This is a genomic window from Paracoccus yibinensis, from assembly GCF_030846195.1.
Lineage (GTDB): Bacteria > Pseudomonadota > Alphaproteobacteria > Rhodobacterales > Rhodobacteraceae > Paracoccus > Paracoccus yibinensis.
Genome location: NZ_JAVCWH010000002.1, coordinates 548,074 through 566,222, shown reverse-complemented (window position 1 = coordinate 566,222; position 18,149 = coordinate 548,074). Strand labels below are relative to the sequence as shown.

Annotated in this window: 21 protein-coding genes; 6 read left to right on the top strand and 15 right to left on the bottom strand. The window is 65.8% G+C overall.

Features of this window, described 5'->3' with window-relative positions; all coding sequences use genetic code 11:
- The first annotated feature begins 71 nt into the window (after positions 1-71).
- The gene (locus RAH32_RS06405) at positions 72-278 is read left to right on the top strand and encodes a hypothetical protein (protein ID WP_306606226.1); all 207 of its coding nucleotides are present in this window, start codon (positions 72-74) and stop codon (positions 276-278) included.
- Between the two features lie 74 nt (positions 279-352).
- On the opposite strand, the gene RAH32_RS06400 is transcribed toward RAH32_RS06405, so the two are convergent.
- Positions 353-832: an REP-associated tyrosine transposase gene (locus tag RAH32_RS06400; RefSeq protein ID WP_306606224.1), complete on the bottom strand. Its 480-nt coding sequence runs from the start codon at positions 830-832 to the stop codon at positions 353-355.
- A 187-nt stretch (positions 833-1,019) separates the two neighbouring features.
- Between RAH32_RS06400 and RAH32_RS06395 the strand changes: the two genes are divergently transcribed.
- A complete protein-coding gene (locus RAH32_RS06395) occupies positions 1,020-1,196 on the top strand; it encodes a hypothetical protein (protein WP_306606222.1) in 177 nt (58 codons plus the stop codon).
- A gap of 71 nt (positions 1,197-1,267) precedes the next feature.
- Here the strand turns inward: RAH32_RS06395 and RAH32_RS06390 are convergent, their stop codons facing one another.
- Positions 1,268-1,648, bottom strand: a complete 381-nt coding sequence (locus tag RAH32_RS06390; RefSeq protein ID WP_306606220.1) for a hypothetical protein — start codon at positions 1,646-1,648, stop codon at positions 1,268-1,270.
- Positions 1,649-1,719: 71 nt separating this feature from the next.
- On the opposite strand from RAH32_RS06390, the gene RAH32_RS06385 reads away from it, so the two are divergent.
- Positions 1,720-1,917, top strand: a complete 198-nt coding sequence (locus RAH32_RS06385; protein WP_306606219.1) for a hypothetical protein — start codon at positions 1,720-1,722, stop codon at positions 1,915-1,917.
- Between the two features lie 97 nt (positions 1,918-2,014).
- On the opposite strand, the gene RAH32_RS06380 is transcribed toward RAH32_RS06385, so the two are convergent.
- The 6 genes from RAH32_RS06380 to guaA all read right to left on the bottom strand — a co-directional run bounded on the left by RAH32_RS06380 (position 2,015) and on the right by guaA (position 8,126).
- Positions 2,015-2,152 (bottom strand): entericidin EcnAB, encoded by a 138-nt coding sequence (locus RAH32_RS06380; protein WP_306606216.1) that lies wholly within the window; start codon positions 2,150-2,152, stop codon positions 2,015-2,017.
- Between the two features lie 63 nt (positions 2,153-2,215).
- A complete protein-coding gene (gene rbsD / locus RAH32_RS06375; protein ID WP_306606214.1) occupies positions 2,216-2,599 on the bottom strand; it encodes a D-ribose pyranase in 384 nt (127 codons plus the stop codon).
- Positions 2,600-2,602: 3 nt separating this feature from the next.
- Positions 2,603-3,793 carry a dipeptidase gene (locus RAH32_RS06370; RefSeq protein WP_306606212.1) on the bottom strand — a complete coding sequence of 397 codons (1,191 nt, stop codon included), beginning with the start codon at positions 3,791-3,793 and terminating at the stop codon, positions 2,603-2,605.
- 56 nt (positions 3,794-3,849) lie between these two features.
- A complete protein-coding gene (locus tag RAH32_RS06365) occupies positions 3,850-5,667 on the bottom strand; it encodes a M3 family oligoendopeptidase (RefSeq protein WP_306606210.1) in 1,818 nt (605 codons plus the stop codon).
- Positions 5,668-5,732: 65 nt separating this feature from the next.
- Complete coding sequence (locus RAH32_RS06360; RefSeq protein WP_306606208.1) at positions 5,733-6,539, bottom strand: GNAT family N-acetyltransferase; 807 nt, start codon at positions 6,537-6,539, stop codon at positions 5,733-5,735.
- Positions 6,540-6,566: 27 nt separating this feature from the next.
- Positions 6,567-8,126 (bottom strand): glutamine-hydrolyzing GMP synthase, encoded by a 1,560-nt coding sequence (gene guaA / locus RAH32_RS06355; protein ID WP_306606207.1) that lies wholly within the window; start codon positions 8,124-8,126, stop codon positions 6,567-6,569.
- Positions 8,127-8,228: 102 nt separating this feature from the next.
- On the opposite strand from guaA, the gene RAH32_RS06350 reads away from it, so the two are divergent.
- On the top strand, positions 8,229-8,756 hold the full coding sequence (locus RAH32_RS06350; protein ID WP_306606205.1) for a CAP domain-containing protein: 528 nt from the start codon (positions 8,229-8,231) through the stop codon (positions 8,754-8,756).
- A gap of 109 nt (positions 8,757-8,865) precedes the next feature.
- Here the strand turns inward: RAH32_RS06350 and RAH32_RS06345 are convergent, their stop codons facing one another.
- The 7 genes from RAH32_RS06345 to proS form a co-directional block, all read right to left on the bottom strand.
- Entirely contained in the window at positions 8,866-10,197 is a 1,332-nt protein-coding gene (locus RAH32_RS06345) for a branched-chain amino acid ABC transporter permease (RefSeq protein WP_306606203.1), read from the bottom strand.
- Between the two features lie 12 nt (positions 10,198-10,209).
- Positions 10,210-11,217, bottom strand: a complete 1,008-nt coding sequence (locus RAH32_RS06340; protein WP_306606197.1) for a branched-chain amino acid ABC transporter permease — start codon at positions 11,215-11,217, stop codon at positions 10,210-10,212.
- A gap of 3 nt (positions 11,218-11,220) precedes the next feature.
- Complete coding sequence (locus tag RAH32_RS06335; RefSeq protein ID WP_306606195.1) at positions 11,221-12,054, bottom strand: ABC transporter ATP-binding protein; 834 nt, start codon at positions 12,052-12,054, stop codon at positions 11,221-11,223.
- On the bottom strand, positions 12,051-12,833 hold the full coding sequence (locus RAH32_RS06330; RefSeq protein ID WP_306606193.1) for an ABC transporter ATP-binding protein: 783 nt from the start codon (positions 12,831-12,833) through the stop codon (positions 12,051-12,053). The genes RAH32_RS06335 and RAH32_RS06330 overlap by 4 nt, the downstream gene beginning before the upstream one ends.
- Before the next feature lie 112 nt (positions 12,834-12,945).
- Positions 12,946-14,130, bottom strand: a complete 1,185-nt coding sequence (locus RAH32_RS06325) for an ABC transporter substrate-binding protein (protein ID WP_306606191.1) — start codon at positions 14,128-14,130, stop codon at positions 12,946-12,948.
- Between the two features lie 113 nt (positions 14,131-14,243).
- Positions 14,244-14,735 carry a DUF2937 family protein gene (locus tag RAH32_RS06320; protein ID WP_306606187.1) on the bottom strand — a complete coding sequence of 164 codons (492 nt, stop codon included), beginning with the start codon at positions 14,733-14,735 and terminating at the stop codon, positions 14,244-14,246.
- Positions 14,732-16,093 carry a proline--tRNA ligase gene (gene proS / locus RAH32_RS06315; protein ID WP_306606185.1) on the bottom strand — a complete coding sequence of 454 codons (1,362 nt, stop codon included), beginning with the start codon at positions 16,091-16,093 and terminating at the stop codon, positions 14,732-14,734. Before proS ends, RAH32_RS06320 begins: the two co-directional genes overlap by 4 nt.
- 131 nt (positions 16,094-16,224) lie before the next feature.
- Here proS and RAH32_RS06310 point away from each other — a divergent pair, with 131 nt between their 5' ends.
- Together RAH32_RS06310 and RAH32_RS06305 are read left to right on the top strand one after the other, a co-directional pair.
- Positions 16,225-17,439 carry an AI-2E family transporter gene (locus RAH32_RS06310; protein ID WP_306606183.1) on the top strand — a complete coding sequence of 405 codons (1,215 nt, stop codon included), beginning with the start codon at positions 16,225-16,227 and terminating at the stop codon, positions 17,437-17,439.
- Positions 17,436-18,137, top strand: coding sequence for a P-loop NTPase family protein (locus tag RAH32_RS06305; protein ID WP_306606181.1), 702 nt, complete (start codon positions 17,436-17,438; stop codon positions 18,135-18,137). Before RAH32_RS06310 ends, RAH32_RS06305 begins: the two co-directional genes overlap by 4 nt.
- Positions 18,138-18,149: the final 12 nt, after the last annotated feature.

Sequence of the window (18,149 nt, the reverse complement as noted above, 5' to 3'; positions counted from 1 at the left end):
CAAACAGAAGATTTGACCCAAAATACTCTAAGCTGCGTTGGCATATCTTGTGTTCCACGTGGAGAGTGTGCTTGGATCAACATAAAAAGTTTGACTGCAAAACCGCAGAAAAGGCATTTGAGCGATTGTATGTTGGGGCTGACGATGTGTGGAACGAACGCTTGGCTGCTATCGTGCAGGCGGCGCTTCCAGATCCAGATGTGTCTAGGGATGTTCTTAAAGGCCAAGCGTTTACAGGTGATATGCTCAAGAGCCTTGCAGCAGCAGATATTAAGTAGCAAGCGTAGGGTGCGTGCTTGCACGCACCACTCCGACCTTACCACTTGGGCAACGGTGCGTGTAAACACGCACCCTACGCCACCTTTGCGGCGGCCTTGTCGCGGTGAAACGACGAATACAGCCAATCTTCGGGCCGTTCCACCAACCCATGCTTTACCGGGTTCCACCAACAATACCGCATATGCGCGGCGTAATCCTCTTCATTGCGAATATGATGTTCGTAGAACCGCCGCTGCCATATGCCGCGCTCCTTCCGCACCACATGACTGTCACGCAATTGCCCCACCGGCAAGCCGCAAGAGAACCGCGCTTTGATTAACCGCCACCTTGTTGAATAATCGCAATCCCCCTCGGGCAAGCGCCAGACGCAATGCAGGTGATCCGGCAAGACCACCCAGGCGTCTATCCCGAAAGGCCGCTCCACCCGCGTCACCCTCACCGCGTCGCGCAAACCTTCGACCTGCTCCACCAGCAGCCGACTGCCACGCTGCGCCAAGGCAACGGTGAAGAAGATCGGAACGCCTGGCAGGCGAGGGCGAAGATAGCGCGACATGCTTTGTCATCGCACAGGCAGGTTAATAAACCGTAGGGCGCGTGCCTGCACGCACTACCTCCACCCTTGCCAATGGTGCGTGCAAGCACGCACCCTACGACTGATCAACCCTGCCAATCTGATCCCGATCAAGGCGCATCTGCCCGAATCGTGCCATCCCTCACCCGAACCATGTTCGGAGATCACGATGGCCCGTCTTTTCATGCTTTTGTTGTCGATCGTCATGACCTCGCTCGCGGGGATCGGTGTGGTGGCCGTGCTGGCGATGGGGTTCTATGACTGGAAGTCCATCCTGATGGCGGCGGCCAGCGGCGCGGTCCTCGCGCTGCCCGTCACCTGGGCTGTGGCGCGGCAGATCGCCTAGCGCCGCCGTCTGCCGGGGCGGTTCGGCAGCCCTGGCCAAAGCCAGGGTTCCTGGGACAGGGCCTCGCCCGGTCAGTCCCAATAGGGCACGATCACCCGGCAAAAGCTGCCGACCGCCATGCTGACCGGGATAGACCCATCGCGCGGGCCGCTGCCGAACTGCGACAACCCCGCGCCGGGGGCCGCCTTTGCCGGATCCAGCGTGAAGACGATCCCGTCCCCCGCCCGCCGCGGCCTGGGCGAGGCGCGCCAAAGCCGTGTGTTTCCCGGCAAACCCAAGGCGCGCTGCGCAAAATCGCCCGCCGCGCACCAGTAATCGGTGTCGCCGCGCCGGACCTCGTGGATGACGGTGATCTCGGACGGGGCGGTCTGCACCGCCGTCATGCCGTTCTGCGCGGTAAAGGCCGCCGCAGGCAGGGGCAGCAGCAGGGCCGCAAGAAACATCAGTCGCATTGCATCCTCCTGAACTGGAACCGCCGTCGCTGCCCGTTCGTTTCACCGGGACATTCCATCGGAGCATGATCATGCATCTTCGAATGTTCCTGATCCATATCTGGGTCGCCTCGATCGCCGGGGCGGTGGTGATTGCCGGGCTGGCGATGGGCTATTTCACCGTGGCTACCTTCATCTGGGGCGCGGTCATCGGCCTGGCCCTGGGCGTGCCTGCCGCGCTGCTGAACTGGGTTTATCTGCGGCCCAACCGCTCGAAAGAGATCGGCTAGACCTGGCCGATCGCTGACAGGATACGGGCCACGGCGAAACAGCACCCCTCGACCCGATAAGCGCAAAGGCGGCCCCGAAAGGCCGCCTTTGATCCGGTCACATCGCCTCGGCGCTTTCCTGCTGGATCACCTGCCCTGCGGTCGAAACGTCCTGGCCAAAGCCCTGGGCGGTCTGGCACCCGGCCAAAGTCAGCATCGCAAGAATGGCGCCAAGGCCGATAAAGGTCTTCTGCATTCGTTACACTCCTTTGCCATGATCTGCGACCGAACGCGATTTTGCAGGACAGGTTCCGCAGCGTCAGAACGCCACGCCCGACCACAGCGCGACATTGGCATAGGGCGTGAATTCCCCGGTGCGCACGATGGCGCGGGCGTCGCGGGTCAGGACCTTGAAGGCGTCATGCGCCAGGGTCCGGCCTTCGCCCAAGGCGCGCGCCCGCAATTCGGCATCCAGTTCTGCCGATGCCTCGCCGGCCCAGGCGGAACGTTCCACCACCAGTTCCGCCAGAACGGCATCCAAAACGTCGAAGAAACGGGGCACGCCGCGCGTCACGGCCAAGTCGATGCAGCGCACGCCTGGCGGAACCGGCAATCCGGCATCGCCTATGATCAGCAGGTCGCCGTGCCCCATGGCGGCAATCAGCCCGGACAGTTCGGAATGCAGCAGGGTGGTGCGCTTCATGGCTCAGCCCTCGGGCAAAGTTTCAGACAGGTATCGGATCATGTTGCCGCCCATGACCTTGGTGATCTGGCCTTCGGACAGGCCCTCGTCCAGCAGCGCCTGCGTCAGCGCCGCCAGATGCGCCGCGTCAAAGGGCACACCGACAGAGCCGTCATAGTCGGATCCCAGCGAAACGTGATCCTCGCCCACCAGGCGGATGGCCGCGACGATGCTTTCCGCGACATGGGCGGGGGTGCCGCCGCAGACCACGTCGGCCCAGAAGCCGATGCCGATCACGCCTCCTTTGGCCGCGATCTGGCGGACCAGGTCGTCATCCAGGTTCCGCGCACTGCCGCAATGGCTGCGGATGCCGGTATGGGACAGGATGGGCCGCGCATCCGGGACCGCCAGCACGTCCTGCACCATCAGGGGCGAGGCATGGGCCAGGTCGATCACCATGCCCCGTTCGATCATCCCCTCCACCACCTGGCGTCCGAAATCCGACAGGCCCGCGCCGCTGCCGCCTTCCCCATGCAGGCTGCCGCCCAGTTCGTTGTCGAAGAAATGCGTCAGACCCATCAGCCGGAAGCCTGCGTCATGCAGCACGTCCAGGTTGGCGATGTCTCCCTCCAGTGGATGGCCGCCCTCGGACCCAAGGATCGCCCCCAGCACGGGCTGCCCGCTGGCACGCGCATCCAGAACGGCCTGCAGATCGGCCCGCGTGCGGATCAGCGTCAGGCGGTCGGGCGCCTCCTTGATCGCGCGGTTCAGCGCCTCGGCCTGCACCAGGGCGCGTTCGCGCAGCGAGAACCACGACCGCACCGGGCGCAATTGGCCCATGAACAGCGGCGTGATGTTGTCGGGGGCGTCAGTGCTGTTCTGGTCATAGTTCTGGCCGCGCGGGCTTTTCGTCACCGTGGTAAAGACCTGAACCGCGACATTGCCTTCGGCCAGGCGGGGCACGTCGGTATGGCCGCGATCGGCCCGGTCCAGGATGTCGCGGTCCCACAAGAGCGCGTCTGAATGCCAGTCGCCGATCACCAGGCGGTCATGCAGGGCCTGCGCCTCGGGGCTGACAGGCCAGCCGCCGTCGGGCATCCGCAGGGGGTTCAGCGCCCGTTCGACATAGCCCGGCGCAAAGGCGAAGAACGCCGCCGCCCCCAGCACGACCAGCACCGCCACCGCTGCAAGTATCCGTTTCAGCATGGCCACCATCTTCTGTGTAAAAATATCCGCGGGGGATCCGCGCAGCGGATGGGGGCGGCAGCCCCCTATGCCTCCAATGCCTCAAGCTCGTCGATGAAGCCTTCGATCATCGACAGGCCCTTGTCCCAGAACTTCGGGTCGGACGCGTCCAGCCCGAAGGGGGCCAGCAGGTCCTTGTGGTGCTTCGATCCGCCGGCTGCCAACAGGTCGAAATACTTGCCCTGGAAATCCGGCAGCCCGCCTTCATAGGCCGCGTATAGCGCGTTCACCAATCCGTCCCCGAAGGCATAGGCATAGACGTAGAAGGGCGAATGCACGAAATGCGGAACATAGGTCCAGAAGGTCTCGTATCCCGGCATGAACTCGAACACCGGGCCAAGGCTTTCGTGCTGGACCGACATCCACAGCGCATTGATGTCGTCTGGGGTCAACTCGCCCTCGGCCCGCGCCGCGTGCAGCCTGCATTCGAAATCATAAAAGGCGATCTGGCGGACGACCGTGTTGATCATGTCCTCGACCTTGCCGGCCAGCAGGGCCTTTTTCTGGACAGGATCGGTGGTTTTCGCCAGCAGGGCGCGGAAGGTCAGCATCTCGCCGAAGACGGATGCCGTTTCCGCCAGGGTCAGCGGGGTCGATGCCAGCAACTCGCCCTGGCCTGCGGCCAGGCGCTGGTGGACGCCGTGGCCCAGTTCGTGCGCCAGGGTCATCACGTCGCGCGGCTTGCCCAGATAGTTCAGCAGCACATAGGGATGCACGGTGGTCACGGTCGGATGGGCAAAGGCGCCGGGCGCCTTGCCGGGCGTCACGGCGGCGTCGATCCAGCCCTTGTCGAAGAACGGCTGCGCCAGATCCGCCAACCGGGGCGAAAAGCCTGCATAGGCGTCCAGCACGGTTCGCCGCGCCTCGTCCCAGCCGATCACCTTGTCCGAAGCCGTGGGCAGCGGCGCATTGCGGTCCCAGACTTGCAGCTTGTCCAACCCCAGCCACTTGGCCTTCAGCGCATAGTAGCGGTGCGACAGGCGCGGATAGGCGGCGGTGACGGCGTTGCGCAGCGCCTCGACCACCTCGGGTTCGACATGGTTCGACAGGTGGCGGCCATATTGCGGCGTGGGCATCTTGCGCCACTTGTCCTCGATGGCCTTTTCCTTGGTCAGCGTGTTGTGGATGCGGGCAAACAGCTTGACGTTCTTGCCGAAAACCTCCGCCAGGGCGCGGGCAGCGGCTTCGCGCCGCGCGCGGTCGTGGTCGGTCAGCAGGTTCAGCGTGGCTTCCAGGCCCAGGGTCTCGCCCTCGACATCGAATTCCAGCGCGGCGGTGGTTTCATCAAACAGCCGGTTCCAGGCAGCGGCGCCCACGACCGAGTTGTCGTGCAGGAACTGTTCCAGTTCGTCCGACAACTGGTGGGGCCGCATGGCGCGCATCCGGTCGAAGACGGGCTTGTAGCGCGCAGGACCGTCCGCGGCGGCAAAGACCGCCTGATAGGTTTCGTCAGGGATGCGGTTGAATTCCAGGCTGAAGAAGACCAGCGGCGTGGTAATGTCGGTGATCCGCCCCTGCAGGTCGCCCAGCATCTTGGCGCGCGCGGCATCCGTGGTGTTCTGGTAATAACGCAGCCCCGCATAGGACATGATGCGGCCTGCGGTGATGTCGATCTTCTGATAGGCCTCGATGCAGGCCAGCATCTCAGAGGGCGACAGGCTGGCCAGCTTGCCCTGATAGCGGGACGCGAATTCCCTGGCCTCGGTTTCCAGCAGGGCGATGTCGGCGGTCAGTTCGACCGAATCCGGCGCGGGATAGAGATCGCTCAGATCCCATGCCGGAAGGGTGCCAAGGTCGCTGCCCGTGACCTGTTCGCGGGCGTCGAAGGTCGGTTGTCCTGCCATGGGAATTCCTTTCCTGATCGTCCCAGATGTAACCCGCCTTGACCGGGACGCAAGGCTGCGCAGGCTTACAGCGTCTCAAAAGCCGGTGCGTGACGCAGAACGCTGCCCTTGGGCAGGTCGCCGATCATCTGCATCGCCAGCCCGGCATAGGGCGAGCGAAGATCGGCGGGCTTGAAGCCAAGCTGCCCGTAATAGCTTGGCGCGCCCACGACCACCACGGCAGCCGTGTCCGCCCAGGCTACCGCCTGCTGCACCAGGGCCATGCCGATGCCCAGCCGCTGGGCCTTGGGCGCGACGGACAGGGGCGCCAGGGCATGGGCCGGCGCCTCGGCGACCAGCGGCGACAAGGCGACATGACCCAGCAGGGTGCCCGCCGCATCGGCCACCAGCGACAGCGACAGATCGCCGTCCTGGCGCAGCTTGCGCACCAGGCGCGCCTCGTCATCGCCCCCGAAGGCGGCGTTCAGAAGGGCGTCGATGGCGTCCAGATCCTGGCGGGTTTCGCGGCGGATGACGGGAAACACCTCGTGGCGCTGAAAATCGCGCCCGATTCCCGCGCTTTCGCGGCCCCATGCGCTGTCTGCGGTCCGCGCGCCATGCGCCGCAAAGGCCTCGGCGTCGATGAACAGTTCGGACAGGTTCCAGATCAGCGGATCCTCGTCCTGCCACAGGTCGAAGCGCAGGCAGCCCGGTTCCTCGCGGCTCAGCCGAAGGTGTTCGGGCAGCAGCGACAACGCGGTCATCATCTGGCCCGCGTCCTGACAGACCAGCCGCCCGGTCAGGCCCAGCATCGGCTTGGGCAGCGGAACGGGCGTGCCCTTGGCCTCAAGGTGGTGGCGAGGCGAATGGTGATGGCCGCAGGCGCAGGTCATGATGGTCCTTTCAGGGGATCAGAAGGGTCATTCCCACTCGATCGTGCCCGGCGGCTTCGAGGTGATGTCATAGGTGCAGCGGTTGATGCCCTTGACCTCGTTGATGATGCGGGTCGCCGTCTCGCCCAGGAAGTCGTGGGAGAAGGGGTAATAATCCGCCGTCATTCCATCGACCGAGGTGACCGCCCGCAGCGCGCAGGCATAGTCATAGGTCCGCCCGTCGCCCATCACGCCCACGGTGCGCACGGGCAGGATCGCCACGAAGGCCTGCCAGATCTCGTCGTAAAGGCCGTGGCGGCGGATCTGGTCGATGAAGACCGCATCCGCCTTGCGCAGGATGTCCAGCTTGTCGCGCGTGATCTCTCCGGGGCAGCGGATGGCGAGGCCGGGGCCGGGGAAGGGGTGGCGGCCGATGAACTTGTCGGGCAGGCCCAGTTCGCGGCCCAGGGCGCGGACCTCGTCCTTGAACAACTCGCGCAGCGGTTCGACCAGCTTGAGGCCCATCTTTTCCGGCAACCCGCCGACATTGTGGTGCGACTTGATCGTGACCGAAGGCCCGCCGCTGAAGCTGACGCTTTCGATCACGTCGGGGTAAAGCGTGCCCTGGGCCAGGAACTCGGCCCCCTCGATGCCCGATGCGTAGCGCTGGAACACGTCGATGAACAGCCGCCCGATGGTCTTGCGCTTGACCTCGGGGTCGCTGACCCCTTCCAGGGCGCCCAGGAACAGCTCGGATTCGTCGGCATGGATCAGCGGGATGTTGTAGTTGTCGCGGAACATCGTCACGACTTCCTCGGCCTCGTTCAGCCGCAGCAGGCCGTGGTCCACGAAGACGCAGGTCAGCTGGTCGCCGATCGCCTCGTGGATCAGGACGGCGGCGACGGAACTGTCGACGCCGCCGGACAAACCGCAGATGACCTTCCTGTCGCCAATCTGTTCGCGGATCTTGCGGATCGCCTCGTCCCGGTAACCGGCCATGGTCCAGTCGCCGGTGAAGCCCGCCATGCGGACGAAGTTTTCCAGCATGGTGCGGCCGCGCGGCGTGTGATGCACCTCGGGGTGGAACTGCACGCCATAGAAGCGGCGGCTTTCGTCCGCGATCATGGCGAAGGGCGCATTGGGCGAGACGCCGATGACCTCGAAGCCCGGCGCAAGCGCGGTCACGCGGTCGCCATGGCTCATCCAGACTTCCTCGCGTCCGGCATCGAAGAGGCCCGCGAAGATGCCGTCGCCCTTGTGGCCTTCCGCCGGGGCGATGAAGGCGCGCCCGTATTCGGCATGGTGCCCGCCTTCGACCGCGCCGCCCAGCTGCTCCATCATCACCTGCTGGCCATAGCAGATGCCGAAGATCGGTACGCCCATGTCGAACAGCGCCTGCGGGGCGCGGGGGCTGCCCGCACGGGTCACGCTGTCCGGCCCGCCGGACAGGATCACGGCCTGCGGGTTCAATCCGCGCAGGATGTCGTCGGTCAGCAGGTTATAGGGGTGGATTTCGCAAAAGACGTTCAGTTCCCGCAAACGCCGCGCAATCAGTTGCGTGACCTGGGATCCGAAGTCGATGATCAGAAGGCGTTGGTGCTGGGTCATGGATGCGCTTTAAGCGCGGCCTTGACGCCGTGCAAGGGATTTGCAGCCCGGAACTGCCGCCAGCAGGCCCGCGTTCCGCCAGACCGTTGAGAGAGGTTTTTCATGTCCGCCTTCCGCGCCCTTGCCGCACCGCTTGCTTTGTCGCTGCTGTCTGCCTGCGGGCAGGGGCCGGGCGTGGCGCTGCCCTGGCGCCAGGCGGAACCTCCGGCCGAGGAAGCCCTGGCCGCGTCCTGCACGGGCGATGCGGCGACCGCCGCCGCCCTGGACGGCGCCGTCAACGGCGCGCGTCAGGCCGAAGGCAAGACCTTGCTGGACAGCGCGCCTTTGCTGGCGCAGATCGCGCAAAGCCACGCCTGCGACATGGCCGCGCTTGGCCGCGTCGATGTGGAAGGCTCGAACGGGTCCAGTGTCGTGGACCGGGCGCGGGCGGTGGGATACCCGGTTTGCGGAGTGGTGCAACTTGTCAGCCGGGGCGGCAGTCCCGGGGATGCCCTTGACGCCTGGCTGTCCCAGGATGCGCAACGGACCGAGCTTCTGGGCCAGACCAGCCGGCAACTGGGCAGCGGTCATGCCGTCGGGGCGGATGGGCGGACCTATTACAGCGTGGTCCTGGGCGACAACTGCGGCTGAGATTGCTGCCGTGGCCGGGGGGCCGACTGCCCCCCATCGCCGTTCCGGCGATTCCCCCCGTGGATATTTGGACCAAGGCAAAGGGGCGCGTCCTGCGCCCCTCCCGGTGTCATCTTTCGGGCACAAGTCCCCTTGGCGCGAAGCGCAGCACCAGAAGCAGCACCAGGCCCATGGCGATGAAGCGCATGTGCGCGGCGCTGTTCAGCAGATGGGATTTGACGTCGCCATCGGGCAGGGGGCCGACCAGGGCGCCGATCAGGTTGGGACCCCAGACCTCGGCCTTGATCCACAGGAACCAGATCAGCACCGCGCCCAACACCGCCCCCCAGTTGTTGCCCGATCCGCCGACCACGACCATCACCCAGATCAGGAAGGTATAGCGCAGCGGGTTATAGCTGTTGGGCGCCATCAGCCCGTCCAGCGTGATCATCATCGCCCCTGCGACGCCGATCACCGCCGAACCCAGGATGAAGATCTGCAGGTGGCGCGCGGTGACGTCCTTGCCCATCGCCTCGGCCGCGGTCTCGTTGTCGCGGATGGCGCGCATCATCCGGCCCCAGGGCGATTTCAGCGCGAGTTCGGCCAGAAGGATGATCGCCAGCAGCACCACCAGGAACAGCGACATGTAGCACAGCTTGACCCAGATGCCCGAAGCCTCGGCCGCGTCGAAGCCCCAGCTTGCGGCGAAATCGACAAAGGCCGGGTTCTGTTGCAGGTCGATCTCGTACGGGACGGGCCGGGGGATCGAGGTAACGTTCATGACCCCGCGCGCCAGCCAGTTTTCGTTGCGCAGGACCGCCACGATGATCTCTCCGATGCCCAGCGTGGCAATGGCGAGATAGTCCGAGCGCAGACCGAGCGCGACCTTGCCCACGGCCCAGGCGGCGGCGGCGGCAAAGGCGCCGCCCACGATCCAGGACAGCAGGATCGGCAGGCCAAGGCCGCCGATATTGCCGGCACGGGCGCTGTTGTTGGCCTCGATGGCGGTCACGGCGGGGTCGAACAGCCAGCGATAGGCGACAAAGCCCGCCAGCAGCACAAGGGCGACGGTCCAGGCGCGGCCGGTGCGGGTATAGGCGATCTTCGCCAGGGCCAGCGTGCCCAGGCCCACCAGCAGCGCCAGGATCAGGCGCGGCCCCCCCGCGGCCCAGGCCCCCTCGACCGGGGGCAGCGAGACCAGCACCGGGGCCAGGCCGCCAAGCGCCAGGAAACCCACGACGCCTGCGTTGAACAGTCCGGCATAGCCCCATTGCATGTTCACGCCGAGCGCGGTGATCGCCGAGATCAGGCCCATGTTCAGGATCGCCAGCGACGTGTTCCACGACCCCGAGAACATGCCGTTCCTGACGGTGCCTTCCAGCACGAACAGAAGCGCGAGGACCGCGAAAAGGATGGGCGCGCGCCAGGGGCTGGCGGCTGCGGCTTGACGGTTGGATGACATGACGGACCCCCCTTACACCGACTTGCCGCGGAACAGCCCTGTCGGGCGGAACAGCAGGACCACGATCAGGATGACGAAGCTGACGGCGAACTTGTATTCGGTCCCCAGCAGTTGCAGCAGCCCATCCGGCTGCCAGCCGGGGGCCAGGTAGCCCGCGACCTTGACCCAAGGGTAGGTCACGGCAACCTCGGAAAAGGCGACCAGAAAGCCGCCCGCGATGGCGCCAAGGGGGCTGCCCAGCCCGCCCACGATGGCCGCGGCGAAGATCGGCAGCAGAAGCTGGAAATAGTTGAAGGGCCGGAAGGACTTGTCCAACCCATACAGCACCCCGGCAATGGTGATCAGCGCGGCGGCGATGATCCAGGTCATGCGCACAACGCGTTCCGGGTCGATGCCCGACAGCAGCGCCAGATCCTCATTGTCGGAATAGGCGCGCATGGCCTTGCCCTTCTTGGTGCGGTTCAGGAACCAGAACAGCGCCCCGCAGACGATCGCCGTCACCACCAGCGTCAGCACCTGCGTGGACCGCAGGGCCAGGCCTTCGGCCAATCCGGTCCATTCGCGGAAGTCGCGGACATTGATGATGAAGCGCGCTCCGTCGTCGAAACGCTGGTCGTCCACGCCGATGATCAGCCGCGTCAGCCCGTTCATGATGAACATCACGCCCACCGACGCCATGACGAAGATGATCGGCGCCGCCTTCTGCGCGCGATAGAAGCGATAGACCACGCGGTCCGTGCCCAGCACCAGAAGCGCGGTGGCCGCGATCCCCACGGGCAAGGCCAGCAGCGCGGTCGGCAGCACGCCCAGCGAGATGCCAAGCGACTGGAGGCCCCAAGTCGTCAGGATCGTGATGGCCGTTCCGAAGGCCATGGTGTCGCCATGGGCGAAGTTCGAGAACCGCAGGATGCCATAGATCAGCGTCACCCCAAGCGCGCCAAGCGCAAGCTGCGCGCCATAGGCGGCGGCGGGAATGAAGACGAAGTTCAGAAAGGCCACAAGGGCGTTGAGGATGTCCAAGGCTCAGCCCCCCAGGAAGGTGCGGCGCACCTCGTCGTTCTGCATCAGTTCATGGCCCGTGCCGGTATGGGCATTCGCGCCCTGGACGAGCACATAGGCCTTGTCGGCGATCATCATCGCCTGCTTGGCGTTCTGTTCGACCATCAGCACCGGAAGGCCGCCGCGCGCGATGGCGATGATGCGGTCGAACAATTCGTCCATGACGATGGGGCTGACGCCCGCGGTGGGTTCGTCCAGCATCAGGACGGACGGCTGCGTCATCAGCGCGCGGCCCACGGCCACCTGCTGGCGCTGCCCGCCCGACAGTTCGCCCGCGGCCTGGCGGCGCTTGGCGGCGACCGCGGGGAACAGGTCATAGACCTGTTCCATCGTGCGGCGGATGTCGTCGCTGCGGATGAAGGCCCCCATCTCCAGGTTCTCCTCGACCGTCATGGACGGGAAGATGTTGTTGACCTGCGGCACGAAGCCCATGCCCGCCTTGACGCGGTCCTGCGGGTTCAGCGCGGTGATGTCGCGCCCGTTCAGCCGGACGCTGCCCTTGCGCAGGTTCAGCATCCCGAAGATCGCCTTCATGGCGGTGGACTTGCCCGCGCCGTTGGGGCCGACGATGACGGCGATCTGGCCCCGTTCGACCGCGATGGTGCAGTCGTGCAGGATGTCGGCCCCCTTGCCATAGCCGCCGGTCATCCCTTCGCCGATCAGGAAAGGATCGCCCGCGTGGCCCGGCCCTGTCGGACCCGAGGGCCGCGTGCCGTCGATCACGCCCCTGCCGTGCATGTTCACAAGCGAGGCGTCGCGGTTGCCGCGATGGCCGAAGGCTGCGTCCAGATCGCTCATGCGCCCACCATGTCCTTGTTCTTCAGGCCCGTGCCCAGATAGGCCTCGATCACGGCCTCGTTCTGCATGATGTCCTGGGCGCTGCCACGGGCCAGCACCTTGCCCTCGGCCATGACGATCACCGGGTCGCACAGCTTGCCGATGAAATCCATGTCGTGCTCGATCACGCAGAAGGTATAGCCGCGTTCCTTGTTCAGCCGGATGATCGCGTCGGCGATGGTCATCAGAAGCGTGCGGTTCACGCCCGCGCCGACCTCGTCCAGGAAGACGACCTTGGCGTCCACCATCATGGTGCGGCCCAGTTCCAGAAGCTTCTTCTGCCCGCCCGACAGGTTCCCGGCCTTTTCATGGGTCAGGTGGCGGATGGTCAGGAAGTCCAGGACCTCGTCCGCCTTTCTGCGCAATTCGGCTTCCTCGCGCTCGATCCGGCCGCGCTGGAACCAGGTCTTCCAGATCGTCTCGCCCGACTGGGCGCCCGGCACCATCATCAGGTTCTCTCGCACCGTCATCGAGCTGAACTCGTGCGCAAGCTGGAATGTCCGCAGCAGCCCCTTGTGGAACAGCGCGTGCGGCGGCAGGCCGGTGATGTCCTCGCCATCCATGAAGACGCGGCCCGATGTCGGCGGCAGCACGCCCGCGATGACGTTGAACAGCGTGGACTTGCCCGCGCCGTTCGGTCCGATCAGCCCGGTGATCGAGCCGGTCTCGATGGTCAGGCTGGCGCCATCGACGGCGCGGAAGCCCCCGAAATGCCGGTGAAGGTCTTCGACCCTGATCATTCGTTTACCCCGTCTTCACGCCATTGGTGAAGTGTGACCGCATTTTGCGGCTTTTGTCATGAAAAATGGCCCGGCAACCGCATGGCTGCCGGGCCTTGGCATGGATTTCGCCTCAGCGATAGCCGATGACGGCCAATTCGCCGTTCTCGATGGCGACCTCGCGATAGACGCCGGCGGTTTCGCCCGCGCCCACCATCTCGATGGACGAGGCGCCGACATAGTCGATGTCGCCGCCGCCGTTCAGGATTTCCAAGCCCTTGGCCAGTTCGCCCGGCAGGATCTTTTCGCCCGGCTCGTTGGCGACATCCATCACGCTGTTCTTCCAGACGTTGGGATCGCTGGATTTGGCGGCGGCCATGGACAGCAGCATCAGCGCGGCGGCGTCATAAGCCTCGGCCGAATAGGCGCTGGTGCCGTCGAAGCCTGCGGCCTTGGCCATCTCCAGGAACTTCTCGCGGCCCTCGCCCTCGGCTGCGGGGTTCTGGCCGAAGCTGCCGTCGATTTCCGACCCGAAATTGTCCACCAGGGCCTGGCCGACCATGCCGTCGGGGAACACGAAGGTGTCGAAGGCGCCGGTATCCAGCGCCGCGCGCACGACGCCCGAACCGCCCTGATCGACATAGCCCGCGACGACAAGTGCGTCGCCGCCCGCCGCGGCAAGCGCCGCGACCTCGGCCGAATAGTCGGCCTTGCCGTCGTCATGGGCGCTGTTCACCGTCACGGTGCCGCCCTTTTCCTGGAAAGCCGCCGCGAAGGCGTCCGCCAGGCCCTTGCCGTAGTCGTTGTTGGTATAGGTGACGGCGGCGTTCTTGATGCCCTTTTCGATCATGATGTCGGCCATCACCTCGCCCTGGCGGGCGTCCGACGGCGACGTGCGGAAGAACAGGCCGTTATCCTCGATCGTGGACAGCGCGGGCGAGGTCGCGGACGGCGAGATCATCACGACGCCGTTCGGCACGGCCACGTTCTGCAGCGATGCGATCGCCTCGCCCGAGCACATGCCGCCGACGATTCCCTTGACCCCTTCGGCGGTGATCAGGCGTTCCACGGTGGCGGTGGCGGCTGCGGCGTCGATGCAGGTCGAATCGCCCTGCACGGGCACCACGGTCGATCCGTCCAGCAACAGGCCGCTGTCGCTGACCTCTTTCATGGCCAGTTCGGCGCCCGACGCCATGCCCGGTGCCATGGATTCCAGCGGCCCGGTGAAGCCCAGCGACATGCCAAGCTTGATCTCCTCGGCGCTTGCGGCGCCGGCCAGAAGGGCACCGGCGGCGGTGGCCAGAAGAAGTTTTTTCATTGATTGTCTCCCAGTTGGAACAATGTCCTGCGCCGCACGTTAGAAGCGCCCTGTTCAAAAGAAAAGCAGGATATTATCAACAATCCTTGCCTTTTCAGGCTGGTGACGCATGGTCAACGCCAGCCGAGCCGTTCCTGGGGGCGCCGGAAGACCAGCCCGGCAAGGGCCGCAAGCAGCCAACCCAGGACCAGACCGATTCCCGCAGCCCAGAAGCCCGCAACCGTCACGGGAACGGCCGGGCGGAAATCGCCCCAGGTGGCTGCCAGCGTTTCTCCGTCGCGCATCCAGTGGGGCAGCAGCATCCGTTCCAGCGGCCCGGCAAGGCGCAGCAGTTGCAGATCCGCGCGCGCCCGGTCCAGGCGGGCAAAGACATCGCGCATGTTCGCCCCATGGGCGTCGCGGAAGGCGCTGCCCGACAGGTCCGCCAGCGCCTGTTCCCGCGTCAGGCCCGCGCCGTCGGCGCTTGCGTCGAAGTCGGCGGCGACACGGGACAGGGCGTCGACCCGTCCGCCAAGACGCTGGACATACTGGTCCGAAAAGGCCGGGAACTGCGACAGGGCGACGGCGACGCAGACTGCCACCGCCAGCCGCAGGATGCCGATCACTTGTCCTGCACCTTCAGGCCCAGCACGGGGGCATAGACCTGTTCCAGACGGGCGATCGCCTCCTTGGGGGACATCTCCTCGGTTGCGCCGGTGCGGCGGTTGGTCAGTTCCACCTTGTTCGCCGCCAGCCCGCGCGGCCCGACGGTGATCCGCCAAGGCAGACCGATCAGGTCCATGGTGGCGAATTTCGCCCCTGCCCGGTCGTCGCGGTCGTCATAAAGCGGATCCAACCCCCGCGCCTGCAATTCCGCATAGATCGCGTCGCAGGCGCTGTCGGTGGAATTGTCGCCCTGTTTCAGGTTGACGATGCCGACATGGAACGGCGTCACCCCCTCGGGCCAGATGATGCCCTTGTCGTCGTGGTTTGCCTCGATGATGGCGCCCAGCAGGCGGGAAACCCCGATGCCATGGCTGCCCATTTCAACGGGCACGCGGTTGCCGTCAGGACCGACGACGGTGGCACCCATGGCCTCGGAATACTTGGTGCCGAAATAGAAGATCTGGCCCACCTCGATCCCGCGCGCGGTGCGGCGGCGTTCTTCCGGCACCTGGGCGAAGATCGCCTCGTCATGCGTCTCGTCGGTGCGGGCGTAACGGCTGGTGAACTCCTCCAGCACGGCCTGGCACTGTTCGACGCTGTCATAGTCGATCTGCCGGTCCCCGAAGGTCAGATCGGTGATCTCGCTATCATAAAAGACCTCGGATTCGCCGGTCTCGGCCAGGACCAGGAACTCGTGCGTATAGTCGCCGCCGATCGGCCCGCCGTCCGCGCGCATCGGGATCGCCTGCAGGCCCATGCGTTCATAGGTCCGCAGATAGCTGACCAGGTGCCGGTTATAGGCGTGCAGCGCGGCGTCCTTCGTCAGGTCGAAGTTGTATCCGTCCTTCATCAGGAATTCGCGCCCGCGCATCACGCCGAAGCGGGGACGGATCTCGTCGCGGAACTTCCACTGGACGTGATACAGCGTCAGCGGCAGATCCTTGTAGCTGTTCACATGGCTGCGGAAGATGTCGGTGATCATCTCCTCGTTCGTGGGGCCATACAGCAGGTCGCGCTTGTGGCGGTCCTTGATGCGCAGCATCTCCTCGCCGTAATCGTCGTAACGCCCGCTTTCGCGCCACAGGTCGGCCGGTTGCAGCGTCGGCATCAGCAGCGGGATATGGCCCGCGCGCTGCTGTTCCTCATGCACGATCTGCTCGATGCGCTTCAGAACCTTGAAGCCCAGCGGCAGCCAGGAATAGATGCCTGCCGCCTGCTGCTTGATCATTCCGGCGCGCAGCATCAGCCGGTGGCTGACGATCTGCGCCTCTTTCGGGTCTTCCTTCAGCACCGGCAGGAAATAGCGCGACAGACGCATGGGCAGGATCCTTTGAGCGAACACGGCGCAAAGCCCTAGCGGATCGGCCCTGCCTTGCCAAGAACCGCCCGCTTGCAACTGCCGCGCGTCGCGGTCACATTCCAGACCGACATTCGCATCAGGAACCGGCCATGCGCATACCGATACACAAGCAGCTGATGTGGTGGGGGGTAGCTGCGGTGACGCTGCTTCTGGCGATGTGGCTGCTGGGGCAGGCGATCCTGCCCTTCATCCTGGGCGCGGGCGTGGCCTATCTGCTGGACCCGGTGGCCGACCGGCTGGAACGCGCGGGCCTGTCGCGGGTGATGTCGGTGGTGGTCATTACCGTCGGTGCCGTCCTGGCCTTCGCGGCGGTCGTTCTGCTGATCGTGCCGGTCATGCTGCGCCAGGCGACATCGCTGATCGAGACCGCGCCAGAAATGATCGAACAGGGCCGCCTGTTCCTGTCCGCCCGCTTTCCCGAACTTCTGCCCGCGGACGGCAGCATCGGCACCGCGCTGACCGACCTGGGCGCGGCCATGGGCGAACAGATGGGCTCGGTGGCGTCACGGCTGCTCAGTTCGGTCGGCGGCATCATCAGCGCCATCGCGATCCTGGTGATCGTGCCGGTCGTGGCCTTCTACCTGCTGCTGGACTGGGATCATCTGGTGGACCGCGTGGACACGCTGCTGCCCCGCGAACATGCGCCCACGCTGCGCCGCATCGCGCGGGAAATAGACGAGGCGCTGTCGGGCTTTGTCCGGGGGCAGGGGCTGGTGATGCTGATCCTGGGCACCTGGTACGCCTTCGGGCTGATGATCGTGGGCCTGCCCTTCGGCTTCTTCATCGGCATCATGGCGGCGCTTCTGTCCTTCATCCCCTATGTCGGCGTGCTGATCGGCGGGGCAACGGCCATCGGGGTCGCGCTGTTCAGCTTCTGGGGCGATCCCCTGTGGATCGGGCTTGTGATCGCGATCTTCGCCATCGGCCAGGTGGTCGAGGGCAACTATCTTCAACCCAAGATCGTCGGCCACCATGTCGGGCTGCACCCGGTCTGGCTGCTTCTGGCCCTGTCGGTCTTCGGCGCGCTGTTCGGATTCGTCGGCATGGTGATGGCGGTGCCGCTGGCCGCCGCCCTGGGGGTGGTGGGGCGGTTCCTGACGCAGCGGTATCAGGACAGCGCGCTGTTCACCGGCCAGGCGCTGCCCCCTGATCCGGGCCAGCCCATGCTGGTCGAGATCGTGCCCCAGGGCACCGTCGCCAATTCCATCCGCGAGGCGCGCATCCGGGCCGACCAGAACCGCGCCCAGGGCCAGATCGAGATGATGCGCGAGGAAATCGCCCGCAGGCATACAGAAGCGGAATGATGCCCGCGGCTTCCCGGCAACTGACGCTGGACCTGACGACGCCGCCCGCCCATTCGCGCGCGGATTTCCTGCCTGCGCCTGCAAACCGCGACGCGCTGGCCGTCCTTGACGCGCCGCAGGACTGGCCGCAGGGGCGGATGCTGCTGATCGGCCCGGAAGGCGCGGGCAAGTCGCATCTTGCGGCCTTCTGGGCGGCCGAGAACGGCGCGCGACGCATGAAGGCGGCGGCGCTGCGGCCCGATGCCGCCGACGGGCTTGCCGCCGAGGGGGGCGCCCTGGTGATCGAGGACGCCGACCGCGCAGGCCGGGCGGCGGGGGCGGAACAGGCGCTGTTCCACCTGTGGAACCTGTGCGCGCCCCGCGACTGCCTGCTGCTGCTGACGGCGCGGACGCCGCCGCGCGACTGGGGCCTTGTGCTGCCAGACCTGCGGTCGCGGATGGACGCGATGCCGCAGGTGCGCCTGATGCCCCCGGACGAATCCCTGCTGGCCGCCGTGCTGGTCAAGCTGTTCGCCGACCGCCAGCAGGCCGTGCCCGCCGACCTGATCGACTGGCTGGTCCTGCACATGCCGCGCGACCTGGGCCTTGCCCGCCGGCTTGTCGCCGCGATGGACCGTGCCGCCATGGCGGACAAGCGGCCGATCACGCGGCGCATTGCAGCCGAGTTGCTGAACGGTCTATCCGCAGAGGATATGTGACTCTCCGCCCCC

Coding starts and splice junctions, on each gene's coding strand:
- RAH32_RS06310 (WP_306606183.1), top strand. CDS start 16,225: ATGCGCATACCGATACACAAGCAGCTGATGTGGTGGGGGGTAGCTGCG.
- RAH32_RS06305 (WP_306606181.1), top strand. CDS start 17,436: ATGATGCCCGCGGCTTCCCGGCAACTGACGCTGGACCTGACGACGCCG.
- RAH32_RS06350 (WP_306606205.1), top strand. CDS start 8,229: ATGTCCGCCTTCCGCGCCCTTGCCGCACCGCTTGCTTTGTCGCTGCTG.
- RAH32_RS06400 (WP_306606224.1), bottom strand. CDS start 832: ATGTCGCGCTATCTTCGCCCTCGCCTGCCAGGCGTTCCGATCTTCTTC.
- RAH32_RS06330 (WP_306606193.1), bottom strand. CDS start 12,833: ATGATCAGGGTCGAAGACCTTCACCGGCATTTCGGGGGCTTCCGCGCC.
- rbsD (WP_306606214.1), bottom strand. CDS start 2,599: ATGAAGCGCACCACCCTGCTGCATTCCGAACTGTCCGGGCTGATTGCC.
- RAH32_RS06395 (WP_306606222.1), top strand. CDS start 1,020: ATGGCCCGTCTTTTCATGCTTTTGTTGTCGATCGTCATGACCTCGCTC.
- RAH32_RS06335 (WP_306606195.1), bottom strand. CDS start 12,054: ATGAGCGATCTGGACGCAGCCTTCGGCCATCGCGGCAACCGCGACGCC.
- RAH32_RS06370 (WP_306606212.1), bottom strand. CDS start 3,793: ATGGTGGCCATGCTGAAACGGATACTTGCAGCGGTGGCGGTGCTGGTC.
- RAH32_RS06365 (WP_306606210.1), bottom strand. CDS start 5,667: ATGGCAGGACAACCGACCTTCGACGCCCGCGAACAGGTCACGGGCAGC.
- RAH32_RS06360 (WP_306606208.1), bottom strand. CDS start 6,539: ATGACCTGCGCCTGCGGCCATCACCATTCGCCTCGCCACCACCTTGAG.
- RAH32_RS06385 (WP_306606219.1), top strand. CDS start 1,720: ATGCATCTTCGAATGTTCCTGATCCATATCTGGGTCGCCTCGATCGCC.
- RAH32_RS06325 (WP_306606191.1), bottom strand. CDS start 14,130: ATGAAAAAACTTCTTCTGGCCACCGCCGCCGGTGCCCTTCTGGCCGGC.
- RAH32_RS06380 (WP_306606216.1), bottom strand. CDS start 2,152: ATGCAGAAGACCTTTATCGGCCTTGGCGCCATTCTTGCGATGCTGACT.
- proS (WP_306606185.1), bottom strand. CDS start 16,093: ATGCGTCTGTCGCGCTATTTCCTGCCGGTGCTGAAGGAAGACCCGAAA.
- guaA (WP_306606207.1), bottom strand. CDS start 8,126: ATGACCCAGCACCAACGCCTTCTGATCATCGACTTCGGATCCCAGGTC.
- RAH32_RS06345 (WP_306606203.1), bottom strand. CDS start 10,197: ATGTCATCCAACCGTCAAGCCGCAGCCGCCAGCCCCTGGCGCGCGCCC.
- RAH32_RS06390 (WP_306606220.1), bottom strand. CDS start 1,648: ATGCGACTGATGTTTCTTGCGGCCCTGCTGCTGCCCCTGCCTGCGGCG.